13 protein-coding genes and 1 pseudogene are annotated in these 13,353 nt (G+C 56.6%); 10 read left to right on the top strand and 4 right to left on the bottom strand.

The window, feature by feature from the left end; all coding sequences use genetic code 11:
• Nucleotides 1-2: 2 nt before the first annotated feature.
• The 4 genes and pseudogenes from P0D71_RS07220 to P0D71_RS07205 all read right to left on the bottom strand — a co-directional run bounded on the left by P0D71_RS07220 (nucleotide 3) and on the right by P0D71_RS07205 (nucleotide 4,271).
• On the bottom strand, nucleotides 3-1,034 hold the full coding sequence (locus tag P0D71_RS07220) for a hypothetical protein (RefSeq protein WP_408181838.1): 1,032 nt from the start codon (nucleotides 1,032-1,034) through the stop codon (nucleotides 3-5).
• A gap of 81 nt (nucleotides 1,035-1,115) precedes the next feature.
• Nucleotides 1,116-1,463, bottom strand: a pseudogene (locus P0D71_RS07215) (hypothetical protein); the annotation flags it as partial.
• Nucleotides 1,354-2,286, bottom strand: coding sequence for a TnsD family Tn7-like transposition protein (locus tag P0D71_RS07210; RefSeq protein ID WP_408181391.1), 933 nt, complete (start codon nucleotides 2,284-2,286; stop codon nucleotides 1,354-1,356). The pseudogene P0D71_RS07215 and the gene P0D71_RS07210, both read right to left, overlap by 110 nt.
• Before the next feature lie 665 nt (nucleotides 2,287-2,951).
• Nucleotides 2,952-4,271: a hypothetical protein gene (locus P0D71_RS07205; RefSeq protein WP_408479557.1), complete on the bottom strand. Its 1,320-nt coding sequence runs from the start codon at nucleotides 4,269-4,271 to the stop codon at nucleotides 2,952-2,954.
• Nucleotides 4,272-6,170: 1,899 nt separating this feature from the next.
• On the opposite strand from P0D71_RS07205, the gene P0D71_RS07200 reads away from it, so the two are divergent.
• The 10 genes from P0D71_RS07200 to P0D71_RS07155 all read left to right on the top strand — a co-directional run bounded on the left by P0D71_RS07200 (nucleotide 6,171) and on the right by P0D71_RS07155 (nucleotide 13,249).
• Nucleotides 6,171-6,701, top strand: a complete 531-nt coding sequence (locus tag P0D71_RS07200; RefSeq protein WP_408181395.1) for a DUF6471 domain-containing protein — start codon at nucleotides 6,171-6,173, stop codon at nucleotides 6,699-6,701.
• Nucleotides 6,702-7,254: 553 nt separating this feature from the next.
• The gene (locus tag P0D71_RS07195) at nucleotides 7,255-7,467 is read left to right on the top strand and encodes a BPSL0761 family protein (protein ID WP_408181397.1); all 213 of its coding nucleotides are present in this window, start codon (nucleotides 7,255-7,257) and stop codon (nucleotides 7,465-7,467) included.
• On the top strand, nucleotides 7,464-8,072 hold the full coding sequence (locus P0D71_RS07190) for an HAD domain-containing protein (RefSeq protein WP_408181400.1): 609 nt from the start codon (nucleotides 7,464-7,466) through the stop codon (nucleotides 8,070-8,072). The genes P0D71_RS07195 and P0D71_RS07190 overlap by 4 nt, the downstream gene beginning before the upstream one ends.
• 352 nt (nucleotides 8,073-8,424) lie before the next feature.
• Nucleotides 8,425-8,952 carry an HAD domain-containing protein gene (locus tag P0D71_RS07185; RefSeq protein ID WP_408181403.1) on the top strand — a complete coding sequence of 176 codons (528 nt, stop codon included), beginning with the start codon at nucleotides 8,425-8,427 and terminating at the stop codon, nucleotides 8,950-8,952.
• Between the two features lie 78 nt (nucleotides 8,953-9,030).
• A complete protein-coding gene (locus tag P0D71_RS07180; RefSeq protein WP_408181405.1) occupies nucleotides 9,031-9,429 on the top strand; it encodes a hypothetical protein in 399 nt (132 codons plus the stop codon).
• On the top strand, nucleotides 9,426-9,713 hold the full coding sequence (locus P0D71_RS07175) for a hypothetical protein (protein WP_408181408.1): 288 nt from the start codon (nucleotides 9,426-9,428) through the stop codon (nucleotides 9,711-9,713). Before P0D71_RS07180 ends, P0D71_RS07175 begins: the two co-directional genes overlap by 4 nt.
• A gap of 89 nt (nucleotides 9,714-9,802) precedes the next feature.
• Nucleotides 9,803-10,225: a DUF6088 family protein gene (locus P0D71_RS07170; RefSeq protein ID WP_408479556.1), complete on the top strand. Its 423-nt coding sequence runs from the start codon at nucleotides 9,803-9,805 to the stop codon at nucleotides 10,223-10,225.
• Between the two features lie 78 nt (nucleotides 10,226-10,303).
• A complete protein-coding gene (locus P0D71_RS07165) occupies nucleotides 10,304-11,281 on the top strand; it encodes a hypothetical protein (protein WP_408181410.1) in 978 nt (325 codons plus the stop codon).
• A 24-nt stretch (nucleotides 11,282-11,305) separates the two neighbouring features.
• Complete coding sequence (locus P0D71_RS07160) at nucleotides 11,306-11,887, top strand: DUF2442 domain-containing protein (protein WP_408181413.1); 582 nt, start codon at nucleotides 11,306-11,308, stop codon at nucleotides 11,885-11,887.
• A 615-nt stretch (nucleotides 11,888-12,502) separates the two neighbouring features.
• A complete protein-coding gene (locus tag P0D71_RS07155) occupies nucleotides 12,503-13,249 on the top strand; it encodes a response regulator transcription factor (RefSeq protein WP_408181415.1) in 747 nt (248 codons plus the stop codon).
• Nucleotides 13,250-13,353: the final 104 nt, after the last annotated feature.

The following is a 13,353-nucleotide window of genomic DNA, read 5'->3' as shown; positions in this document are numbered from 1 at the left end:
CCTTAGCTGTTCGCAACATCGGAAGTCGACGTGGTGGGCGACCGATAAAAGCGTTGTATGGACCGGGCGCTTGCTGGCCTGTCATATGACGCGATTCGTGCTTTCCACTCCGCAGCAGTCTCCACATTTCGCTTCAGGGCCTCAGGCACACCCACCAGCTTTTCAGCCATACCTTTTCCACTCAGCGCCTTCGGGCGGACAAATCCCCGCTGTAGTACGCGCCGGTCGATGCGCCCGGGATACCGAGTCGCACGCAAAAATTCCGCACGCGTATCGATGTACTCGACAAGCATCTCAGCGAGTGCCCGATTTCGAACGCCATTCTTAAGAACCATCGGCACGTCGTGGCCGGCTGCCGCAAGTGAGTTCTCAGTCAAGACGTCATTAGCCGTGGTCGGCAGAAGTCGCATCAGCTGAACATGACTTAACTCGGGACGCTCACGCCGTAGTTCGTCGTACTGGGAGGCATAGCGACTGAACAAGCTTTGGAAGTTCCGGTTGATGTAGCTCTGGTGATACATCGTCCAGTTCTTGTGTGGTGTCCTTTTGACAGGATTGGATTGCTTTTCAATGGCTGCCGGATTCGGTGCGTTCATAAAAATTTTCTCCACGTGTTCCCAGCTTGCGTTCAGGGCCCTGAGCATGCCGATTGCTTCAATTGGGTGACGAAGAAACTGTCGACCCTTGAGGATGTTCCCGAACGTTTGACTACGTTCAATTGCGATTCCGGTGCGCTCGACAAGCGGTCGAAATGAGTGTTGCGCGAAGTACTCCTTGGTGGTATCCCAGAAAAACATACCGCTGCGTATGAGTCCATGCCTGGTTGCCGCTTCCGCAATTGCCTGGGCTACGCTGGCATGGTTGAGATGAGGGAGGTAGTCAGGCTCCAGCAGCTTCGATGCGATTCGAGCGACCTCGACTTCTGTTTCCGCATGTCTGTCCAGGAGTGATGTGGCCTCGGCAATGGGTCTGAGACCGCAACCACAGTGATAGCCAGCGTGCAGGACCCGCTCGGGATGCTTCTCGTAGTCCATACATAGTTCGCAAGCTTCATACAGCGGCAGCCCGTGAATTCCGCAAAACATGCTTCCGGGCAGCAGATGATTTCGGCGCCAAAACGGGCGACCGCAGCAACCAATGTCCTCTTCCAGGCACCGCAGGCATCGCAGCAGCCGATGCCGGGCCCAGCCCGACCTTGGCCCTGCCATTCCCTGTTTTGCTTGTAAGCCAGCGACCGGGCCGTCAAGGAAATGCGCCGTGACACAACGGAAATCTTCTGGCGGGATGAAACGCGAGGCGAGCGGGGAAAGAGTGTTGTTGGTAAGAACATCATTAACGGACCCGACAGTAGTCTCAAGGAGTTCTATCACCGGACGCATGCGGCTCGGGAGCATCCATGCGCGATTCGGAGAGAGGTTGTGTTTCGCCACTGCTCGGAGGCGTCGAAGGTACAGGGTGAGCATCTCCCCCTTGGAGATAGAAAGACCCAGGCCGGGGCGGTATAGACGCCTTAATTTCATGTGTTGTCAGCGAGACCTTGAACCCAAATTTAGAGACCGTTGCAATGCGCAACCTTGCAGCGCGAGACACTGTTGCGATGTCCAGTGACTTGCCATCGCGAGCGAGTTGTTCGAGGGCAAAGCCGACGCGTCGGCTAACGAAGAGCTCTTTCAAGCCTGGCAGTTGCGCCTGGCGACCCACCGCTGGCGGCATCGTGGGCAGTCGATTGAAAAGATACTCATTCATGCCGTACGCAAGGCGGGTTTGGTATGCAGACGGGAGTGGCTCCCGACCATCGTGATGCTCACGAAGGTCGACGTCGCCATGGTTGATGGCAGCGTTGATGAATTCCGGAATCTCATGGAATCGCCGTCCGCCTGCAGGTGTTGCGGCTGGGCGTTGGCGGTCTTGCAGCCACGGCCGGTCATTCCGGTACAGCCAGCTCCAAACGTCGGGGAGCGAATGCCGCAGTTGTGTTCGCGTCATCTCCGGGTGCGCAACGCTCTGTTCGAGCCATCTTGTTCGTTGTGACGTTCGCAAGGCCGCATCGACGTCTACTGGCGACGACGGGGAGTGTGGCCGCCGATGCGATGTACAGGCGGCATCAATGTCGCGGGCAGCGTAATTGAGCAGGACCAGCATCGGGGCCGGCGCCGCGCGGTCCGCCCGTTGAACTGCTTCGATGCAGCAATCGAAAAAACTCGGGTCGTGCACGAAATGGCAGAGGCGTTCGTCCTCAAAACCGGCGGAGAACAGTTTGCGATACGAGTCGCGCAGTTCCGCCATCCGCAGTCTCCCGTACTCGGTGACGTACCCCTTCTCACGGAGAATCCTCAGAATGCGAGGCCAGAGAGGCTCATGCGGAGCATCTTCGCTGATGGAACAACCGAGCTGTGCATATCGAAGTGAATTTTCGGCGCGAGCCTTGTTCACTTCCCTCGACAGGAGCATTTCCAGTCTGCTGCATTCAAGGTCACAAATGAGCCTGCAACCATGCCAAGGACACCTCGTCGCGTAAGGGATACAGTGCGCGCAGTAAGACACCCTGCGTCCGGCGGTCACGGTGGCAAGGAGAGTGCATTCCGGGCACTGCAGTCCGTACCGGTTGCCAGATTCGAACCCCGGCAACATCCGCGGAAACATAGTCCGACTCGTTGGGTGATACGCAATACTGCGCGCCGCTTTCTCCGCCATGTCTGCGGACATCCCGCACGTCGCGAAAGAAAGCAGACTATGCTTTGACAGTACATGCAGGGGGTCACCATATGCCAAACGGGTTGCTTCGCAGAGGCCGGCGGACCTGCACGGCAGCGTGCTATAAAGGAGTAAGTCGCCTCGAATTGCACATCGGAACATGCTTTTAACAGCCTTGTCGCCGGTGGTTCTGGCCACCATATCCGTGATGCTTGTGAGCGACTCTCCGGGTTCTGCCGGGATGTAGGTAGGCCCGTTCATGAGGCCTCTCCAATCAACGGCAGAAAAAGCGAGCCAGAATAGCTCTCGTTGACCGCCGGAATCGCCATGATGGACGTATCAAGAGGAATCCAGTCAGCGTAACGCAGAGCGCCATCCCGTGCGGTCGGACGATTCGCGCGGACGTGCGCGACTGCTCGGAGTGGGGCACGTTCAAGTTTTAGCGCCTGTTCCGCGAAGGAGGACAGCCGCTCCGGGGTGAGCTCTTCGCCGGCATTCAGCTCACGACGTTCATAGATGTGCCGGACGAGTTTTGTGGCCACCTCGGTGTGACCGCGCGAGTGGTTCCACAGCTCTTTGTGCAGCCAGTCGGGCATGACGTGGTTGAAGACGAATCGGAGATAGTTGTCCCACAGATACTCGGTCCACAATCCCCATTGGGCCTCCTCGAGTTCGAGCGCTGCGATACTGACGCCTCCCTTGCTATAGAGCGATGAGGCTGTGGCTCCAAGTTCGACAAGACGAGAGGCCGCTCCCGTGGACCCAAGGCAGACAAGAGGCACGCCTGAAAGCTTCGCGAATTGAGAAAGCTCGCCGAGGAGGACCGAGGCACCACTTTGCTCGAGGGCTTTCGCAGTGATGTCCGGAACGAGTATCACGCCAATGTTGTGCCGGATGCATAGAGCACACATCGCGAATGCGCACTCATCCGGGAGCCGGTGGAACGGGCCGGTCGTTTCATTTGCATAGCCCGTTTGCGCCGCAGTGTCGATTGCGTGTAGCAGAGTTTTCACGAAGCGCTTCGGGGAGCCATTTGGCGGAAACCGGACCGTGAGCGACTTGACCTTGTTGACTTCGATTTGTCCTCTGTGCGGAGTGTTCACATAGAACCACTTGCTCTCCGTGCCAACATAGTCTTCGATAGCTTTCACCAGTGTGTCCTGGCCCATCTCGGCGGGCATGAACACGAAAATGCCTCGAGCTCCGTCATTGCGAACAGATATAGCTTTTGTAGATATGGCGTGCCCGTGACAGTCTTCGGTTTCAGCTAGGACGGCTGATGCGTTAAACATCAGGCGCTGGTACTCAAAATCAGCCGGATTGCGCTCAAGCGCACTGAAAAACATCGCCTCAACGATTGCTCGGGTCAGATGCGCTTGAACTGAGGTGGGAAAGTTGGCAACGCCGTCAGACTCCATGCGGCCATTGCCAAGCCGGATAGGCTCTACGGTTAGCCTGTCCATCGCATCGTCGAATCCATTCCAAACCGGTAGGTAGTCGAGGCAAGGGTTGTTTGGAACCGGGGATGGCTGAAGCATCTCGATTACGCCATCAGCGCCGCTCTCTTTGGTCGTCATCACGCGGACTCCCGATTCGGGAACACCGCACCGCGCAGTTGTCGAGATGCAATTCGTGGCGGGAGGAGGCCGATTCCCTCGCCGGCTGCCGCAAGCCAACGCATCCCCGGGGCAAATGCGCTTCCGCGCTGGCGCGAAGGGAATAGAACTGCGCTTCGTCCGCCGATAGACGCATCAGCGCGCCAGCGACACGATTGTCCGCAGCTATGAATGTTGGTTGGCGCCACATTGGGCGATGAATCTAACTTGCTGAAATACAACACTTTTTTGCCTCTCACGATTACAAATTGGGGACGAGAATGCCCCTGCCTTCCGGGCGGAGGCATAGGCGCGAGTTGACGCCAGCGCTCGCTCATGAGAGACTGCAGTTCTGTGTACTGCGGTGTATCCCTCTTGAGGGCGCGCCACGACAAAAGGGGACGGTTGCCGCTGTCCCTTTTTTCGTTTACCGGTCGTCTGTGGTCGATTGAATCCGTCGACGCGGCGGTGATTTATTTGCCTCTTACATTTCTTACTCCTAGCGCGATTCCGCGCCGGTTCGATTCACCGCGATGATTGCCGTCATCGCGATGCCTTGCATCTGATTCCCCGGGCCCGTGTTCGTCAACTACCGTGCACAAACCCGTTTTCCCGATACGCTCGCTAATTAGAGTTACACGTCCTGCTGGAACAAAACCCGTTGGCCCCGCATTGGCGCCGCTTAGAGGTGCGCTTCGCGCGCCGAGTCGGACACACCTGCAGTATGCTTATCCGGGCGCCGGGCTAAACAAACTTCAGCCTCGAACGTTTTAGATAACTTTAGAAGTGCCCCCTTCCGTATCTTTTCTCCCGCGGCACGTCCTTGGGCCCCATGTGATTCAAAGTGGAGGGGATAATTTCACGCTGAGCGGTTCGTTGCAAGAGGCTATGCTTGATTCCCGGCGCCGCTCGCAACAATGTCGAGGCGTTTTTCCTTTCTGAACAAAGAATTGGCAGCTTCAAAAAAATTTAAATCTTTTTTGAGCCAACTGGACTTAACGCGCTTCCGATACAGCGAAAATTCGGATGCACAATTCCCGACGTCCGTCAATAACCCCTTCATACCTCTAAAAAAAGACCTGTATTTCTTAAAATTTAGATGATTTATAAATCACTTACAAATCATGTGTTTATGAAATTAGGCATCCTTAAAATATACACCGTGTACATTGTTGTGAGCGCAATGTTGACGACCTAAAGTCGAGCACGAAAAGCTTATTCCATCGGGCTTCCGTGCGGTCGTCTCAAAAAATCTAAAGTGAATTTACTGCGCAATCGTAGCCAAATCGGACCACCGCGTTCGGGCTATCACTTTAGATAACCTTATGCGTCTTCTCACACTGGACGCTATGAGGGCTGAATAGACGCCAGCTGTAAGACGAAGCCCATTTATGGTTACTCGCCCTTCCGCTTTGAATGAGCGAGTACACGCGTGTTCCAGTGCCAACCGCATTGGCCCAAAATCTCCGCGCTGCGCGTGTCCACGCGGATTGCTATCAGAGGTCCGGCGCATTACGGTCGGCGGACCGCACGCAAAGGTGCGCAAATGCCCGTTCAGTTTGCAAACGTTGCATTTGAGTTGCTTGATATGCACCCCTGCAGTCCGGCAAATGATATGTTCGTCGGATGCACGTTGGGTAACGTCAGTGAAATCAACCGGACGAAATCGCTGGCGTATACCCGACGTGAGGTAAGGGGCTGCGGTGAAAGCTGGTGGTCGCCTGCCCATCCATCTAAAATCGACTGCTCTGTCCGTCAGTTCTGCGCGAACTCCCTCCTGCGCTGGGTGCTCGCAAGCGCTGTTTTTTTATCTTTCTCAAGTGAGATTTATCTCTCACTTTCAGTCTAGGACAATCGCGGTGGAAAACAAGGAAATCTAACGTGAGCGAGGTCGATTCGGTTTGGCAGAGGCTTGCATCCAGAGTTATCCGCGTTGCGCTCGCGCGCAAGGACAAGTCCTACGCCGAGCTCATCGAGGAGTTCGCAGAACGCGGTTCGCCAGAGTCGATACGCGCCCTGACGAACCGAATTTCACGCGGTACGATGAGGCTGAGCCTCCTCCTTCAGGTAATCTCGGTAACTGGTGCGACTGCGCCAGCTCTCTGGCAGACTGCCATCCACGCGAGTGGTGATTGGGACGACAGGGCGAGGGCCGTGGTTGCAGCAGAGCTTGCTCGTCAGCCGTGGGTAACGCCGGCCGAGTTGAATCGGCGCCTAGGACAAATGGGCACGAACATCTCCCAGCGCACGCTTACCACTCACCTGACTTCCGGCTCTGTCCCGCTCTCCCTATTTCTCCAATGCATCGCCGCGCTCGGCAGCAGTAGTCTCGAGCAATACTTGGACTTCGCCGATTTGCATGCGGCCGCAAATTTCGACCGCGAGCCTCTCGAGGGCAACCCTAGCACCTGACCTCCCAGGGATGAGCGACATGCCGGCCCGCGTTAAGCGCCGCCTCCACATGTCGCGGGGCTTGCCTTTTCCCTCACGCGACCTAGAATGAAAGTGAGATATTTATCTCAACCAACAGCGTCGCCAGACCGACGGCATTTGACGACACTCCTTCGCATTGAGCCTTTCCTTAGTGGCTCGTACCGCCTGCACGCTCTCTAAAAGCGCTTTCCTGCGTCCTAGATGGCCTGCGAGGCATGTGGGCTGCACCGGACCAACCACCCGACTTGCGCCCACCTCAGACTTCGGAGTCGAAAATGGGCATAGGGATGGCAGCGCGGTTGAGTGAGCAGTAAGTTTGTCGGCAGGAACGTTCATAGACTCGACGGCCACATCAGTTCTCCCGTTCAATTTTTCGACGCTGACCGACGGCGAGGCATCACATCATCAGGTGTTGATTGGACCTCCAGGGGGGCGCTGTCGTCAGTCAATATGTTCGGGACGAATGGCGCGACCGTCATGGCGTTTCAGGCTAAACCGACGTTACGGACGAACTGTTTCAGGAGAACTGGCAATGAACATCACCCCTGAAGAAAGAACTCGCGCCATATTAGACGCTCGGCAGTTGCTCCAGACGCTCGCCGCTGGTGACGAAATCACTGTGGTCAATCTGCTCCGCTCCGTCGCGGTAGGCGTGCTCCAGCACTATCCGCTTGACGTTGACCTTGAGCTGTCCGCAGTCGCATTACCGGAAATCTGGGGCGCACTGAAGAGCAAGCAGATATGAACCGCGAGTCTCCAGAGAGGAGAGGTCGGGCCATCGACCACCAATCGTGCAGTCCGCGTCGCATAACGGCCGCCTCACAGGTCCTTTACACGGACCTCGACCACAGCCTGCACCGCACGAATGCTTATCGAACGAAAGACGGAATTGTTCCAGGGTCATCAAGCACCCCTTTCTTCGAGTTCGCCGATTTGCTCGAACGAATTCTTGCTCCGTATCGCGATGTCGCTATCGTGTTAAGTACATCCTGGGTGCAGGAGTTGGGGTTCGAGGAAACCCGCTCGCGCTTCCCGATTGCCTCACTAAGAGCGCGCATTGTTGACTCAACTTATCACCCAGAAGATGGGCCAGTGTCCGAGTGGTCCAAGATTCCAAGAGGCGCTCAAGTTCTTCGCCACGTGCGACGTTACGGGCTCAACCGCTGGCTTGCGATTGACGACGACCGGAGAGGCGTTAACGGTTACGAGTCTCGTTTAATTCACTGTCAGCACGGTGTCGGTCTTGGCGACCAAGACGTGCAGAAGTTACTTGCTCGCCGCCTTGAGCAAATGTTTGCATTGCAGAGTTCCTCATGCGCCGGCATATCACAGTCGACGCCCCCGACATGAGGTCTAAGCGCCATGGACGGCACGTCGCCATCGGCTCCGAGACATCGCGCGTTCTCACATATGCGCTGAGTGGAGTCGCGAAGGAATTCGCCCGTCTACTCGGGCGACACTTGGCGCGGCGCCGCAAAGCTCTGACGCGGCGAGGTGAAACACGGATATCAAATCGAGACATTTTTTGCCTTCTCTGTCAGGCATTCTCGAGGGCAATGCTAAACCCGCGCGGTGACGTAGCGCGGGCGGCAAGACGGCGGAACGCCCTTATATTCGCGCTCGCTGCCGCAGATATGCCTGCGACTCTAAACGTCCCGGGCATATCAACGGAACTACGTCGCGCTCGGAAGCGGAGGAGAAGATGACAATACCAGTCAGGCATTCGCAACACTTGTTGGCCGACGAACCAACGCTCTACCTTAATTTCGGAGGCGTGCTCAACGTTGGTCATGGCCTAATAAATGAGGTCGGCGATATCGCATTGGATACGGGACGGCGGCCTTTTGAGTTTGTGCCTTATCTCGTTGACATTCTCGCACCCTACTCGCAGGTACAACTCGTCCTCACCACTTCCTGGCTGCAAAGCCTGGGCGCCGGAAGGACCATCGCCCTGTTACCAGACCATCTGCGCCGTAAAGTCGTTGGCACGACGCTTGGAACGCCGCCTCGACTAGGCGAAATAAAAGATGGCACAGCGAAAACGATGTCCATCATGCGGCACGCAGCCAAACACGGCGTAGCGAAATGGTTGGCATTGGACGATGACGCATGGGGCGTGCCGCCGGGTTTTGAAGAGCACTTCCTGCACACAGATTCGGAAACAGCACTCGGCTCGCCGGAAGCTCGCAAACAGCTACGAGAGTGGCTCGAAACAGCTTCCAAGCCTTGATTGCCGACAAGTCTTCTGGGTAGCTATCGGTCGGCTTTCTAATCCACGACCAACTTGAGAAGCCCAGCGTGGAGTGGAATGGAGGAGATTGTGCAGAAAATTGACAGCATACGGATGGCAGCCAGTCGCGACTATCTGAACGATGCGCTGCGTGAAGAGTTATCGTCTTCGACACGGCTCAAATGCGCGTGGGAAGCAATGTACTTCTGCTGCGTCGAATACTTTGCTAGCAAAGGTGGTTGCATCGATAACCTCGAGCATCCGGACGCCAGCGTCGTTGAGCAACTGCTTCAGGCACTCCCGCTGTCTGCAGGCGAGCGGACTCTAGTTGAAGCACTTTTCCGGTGGCCGTCATACCTACAGCCGCTGCTCCCAGAGCCTTGCTCCCCTGAAGAGGCTTGCGGCCTTGCCGAGTACGTTAACAGTCAAACTGCGGCGCTGCTGGCCGCGACGAAAGAGAGACGAAGTGAATCATGAAAGTATCCGAATTATTGGAATTGCTGCGGCGCGCAGACCCCGAGGCGCGACTGATGTTTATGCCGCCCGGTGCAGACGAGCAGGAAGTCAGAGATATCGTCTCGAGTGACGTCAGATGGACCCACGAATCGGGTGTAGACAAAGGGCGTCAATACGAACTCCTGTACCCCGGTGAGGCTCACCGTGACCTTCGCACCGACTGCGAACAAGTTAGTTACGCGACAGTCTCAGTCGTCCTGCTCCTAACAGAAGAAGAGTCTTCGCGTTTGACGCGCCCCGGCTGATTGTCGGTGGATGTTGTTCACAACTGGGCTCAGACCTCCGCCCGCGGACTCTGCGCTGACGTACGCCGGCCAGCCTAGGACAATTCGCGATGAAACTGGAAACCCGCGTCATGCGCTCGATTATCCGGCGGAGGGGCGTTGTGATTCTTCGCTCCGAGCTGTCTGACCTCGGGAGTCCAGCGCAGTTGACCCGCGTTCTCGCGACACTGCTCAAAAGCGGAAAGCTCGTACGCGTCGGTAGGGGTATCTACGCTAAAACGCGAATCAATCGGTTCACGGGAAGACCTGCGCCGGCCGCTCCCTTCGAGGCAATCGCATCAGAAGCTTTTCGCAAACTGGGTATCGACATCGCTCCCGGCACGCAACTCAGCGAGTACAACGCTGGAGTGTCCACGCAAGTGCCTATGACTCCAGTGGTATCGACCGGAACGCGTCGAATCAGTCGAAAAATCCAAGTCGGAAGGAAGGTTCTTATATACGAGCGCCGGAGCAAATCGCGCTGGCCCTCGTGACAGTGCGATGCAGTGCGCGCGACAGGAATATTGAGATGATAGGGGGATTACATGTCCACGAGCGGTTGGGACATTGCCATGCAACGCATCGACGCCCAATACGACCTCCCACAATTCGTAGCGTCATCCCTTGTGCGCAAAATCGCGGCGAACAATTTCCGGCTCCCGACCGCCGACCGCACTAAGTTCCAAAAGCTCCCCGATGAGGTGATTGCTCACATAGAAGACATTGTTCGGCAGGCTTACATCGAAGCCGACGAGGACGTCGGCGGCAACGCTCTACGCGAGCATCTTTGGCAGCAAGCCCTCGATGCCCGCCACGCCATGATTGCAAATGGCGAGCTGATTTCAGAAGATGACTTCCGCCAACGCCTCGGCGCCACTCCGCGGCGTCTCAGCAAGCTGCTGACAGACTGCAGCGTGTTCACGTTAGAGGTCGACGGAGCCCTCTACTACCCCGCACTGCTCGCAGACTCAACATTTGACCGAAAGCGATTGCAGGCAATCTGCCGCATCCTCATTCCCGCACCTGCTTGGAGTCGCCTCGATTTTCTGTCGTCGACTCGCGCTAGCTTGGGCGGCTGTCGTCCCATCGAGCTGCTCGACGCGGACGATGATTTCAAACTGTTGCGACAGGAGGCTACAGCATGGGCGAGCGAGTGGTCGCGTACTACTGTTACAACATACGAAGGCACGCACGAAACCGAACCCGCCGGCGTCACGCCGTTGTACACGGCGAGCACAGAAATTGACCCGCGCCGAGCACTATGGGAACGTGCATCCGAGGCTCTCCATGCGCACGGATACGAATGGCCGATGGGACCGTATCCGGACGTTCGGAAATTTAGCCTCTTTGTTGAGCGACAAACTGCTGGAGATGCTACGCCGACGTCGGAGGCTTGCGTGCAAATCGTTGTGGACGGTGAGTACGTCCGAGTCCGAGTCGTCGCTGCCTCAGGCACTGTGCTGCATCCAGAGACGGTGCTCCGCGATAAGCACGAGAGCTTCGTCGAAATCGCTAAACGTCTCATTGGTCAGCTTTGCAAGCACTTCTAGTCGACGAATGAGCAGGGAGAACGAATGACAAATCCCGATGAACCAACAGCAATCTCGGTGGCCGTGAATGAACGTGACTTCACCCTCCTGCTCAAAGACGGTCGAGAATTTCGAGTCCCGTTTCGATGGTTTCCTCGATTGCTAGGGGCGACGCCCGAGCAGCGACATGAAGTCCACGTTTGCGCGGCCGGCGCGCGGCTCCGTTGGAACCAATTGGACGAAGATATCTGCGTTGGTGCGCTCATGCTCGACGTCGAGCAGCTCTTGATTGAGGAAAAGTTGAGCTCGCAGATACCTGACGACTTTCCCTCAGACACGACGCCAGCGTCACTGTCCGGGTCGCAACCAAAACTCGCAGCGCGGAGAATTGCCGGAAGGATTATCGTCGGCCTGACGGCACCAGAAAGATATCAGCGATGGGACATTTGCGAGGACCTGGCGCGGCAGCTGGTTTCCAAAACGCTGAAGGACGCTGCAAAGTTTCCCGAGCACTCGCACGATACGACGCTCCGACGAATGCGACGAGCCATTGAAGGCAAGCGATGGACAAGCGTTGTTGAAACGGATTGGCTTATGGAACGGCTGCGCGTGCTACTCGGTTGGTAACGCGCAACTGCATGAAGGCCCACCCGTGCATCGACTTTCTGCAAGTGTAGCGCGAGAACTGGCTCCTATCGGCGAGGCTAGTCAGCATAGCGGAAGCCGACGGCGCATCTCGCTTACCGACAAGGTCGCATTGGCGCCGCATGGTGATGCACTTGTTTCACGCACGACTATGTCTCTCACGCGAAGAGCGCGCCACTCGAAGTCATCTGGGCCGGGCCGCGACTCAGTCCGTTGCTCCTGCTTTTTGTCCCAGCTTGCCATACAGAGATGTCCGCAACTCGCTGAATAGCGCCGTGATGGGGTAATGATTCGGTGCAAGTTCGGCCGCGAACACCGAAGCGGCGAAGTTAGCTGCCGTTGCACCAACTTCGCGCGTGTGTGCTGCGCGGGTGCATTCGACCATTACGCCATTTATACCCTCACGAACGCGGGCCAGATTACTCGCATATCAATACTTTCTGAGCCACTCGGGGATGTTTGCCCGATTCGCTGCGAAAGTGGTCAGGCTTGAGTACACTTGCCTTCCATTGATGCCTCAATTCCAATCTGGGCGTGGTCCTGCCAGTTGAGGGGCGGGCACATGCGGAGCAAAGGTATGTGAATACGGGTTGACCTATGCGTGTATTGATATATGAGCACGACAACGCGTTCGCTGAAGTTTTGCGGGAGGCTTTGCGGGCGAGAAGTTACGCTGTCGACCGCGTTAGCAGCCGTCGCCACGCCGCACTCGCGCTCGAAAATGACATTTATGATTTGATTCTTTTCGGAATCGAAGGCGACCCTGGCAGCCTTTCAATCCTCAAGGAATATCGTGCTGGCGGCAGTAGGGCAAGCGTTGTGGCTTTCAGTTCGCAGCATTCTGTTGCGGAGCGGACCCTCGCATTTGAGGCGGGTGCCGACGCCTGCCTCGAAAAGCCCGTCAATATGACTGAACTCACAGCGCAGATTCGCGCACTTATGCGGCGGCGCACCGGACAACTGCGGTCCGTCGTGTCTTATGGCACGCTGACGCTCGACGATGCTTCATGCAGTGTGTGGGCTGATGATGTGCCTATCGCGTTAAGGGCCAGAGAGTACGCAATATTGCGCATCTTCTTAACGGAGCCTAACCGCTTTTTTTCCGCCGCTTATCTTGAAGAGAAAATCTACGGCTGGGGAGAAGAAGTCCAGAGCAATGCAATCCAGGTGCATGTGCATAGCCTGCGAAAGAAGCTCGGCACTCAGCGCATCGAGACGCGCAACGGAGCTGGGTATCGGTTGGTGACCAACTCAGCGGACGTGACATGCAGGTTGAGGACCCGGCAGACTGCTGCCGTGGCGGAGCACGGCGAACAGGGCTATCAGGTAAAAGTCGTTTCGTAAGTTGTGGCGTGGTTCACGGTCAACGCCCATGCGTCGCGGTCGAACATAAATTCAATCGTCAGCATTTTCATGGTGTTTGTCCAGTGACGTCGGCTCGTGCGTTA

Origin of the sequence: Paraburkholderia sp. RL17-383-BIF-A (genome assembly GCF_046028015.1) — a bacterium.
Taxonomy (GTDB): Bacteria; Pseudomonadota; Gammaproteobacteria; order Burkholderiales; family Burkholderiaceae; genus Paraburkholderia.
The sequence above is the reverse complement of the archived record's forward strand: the minus strand, read 5'-3'. Positions and strand labels throughout refer to the sequence as shown.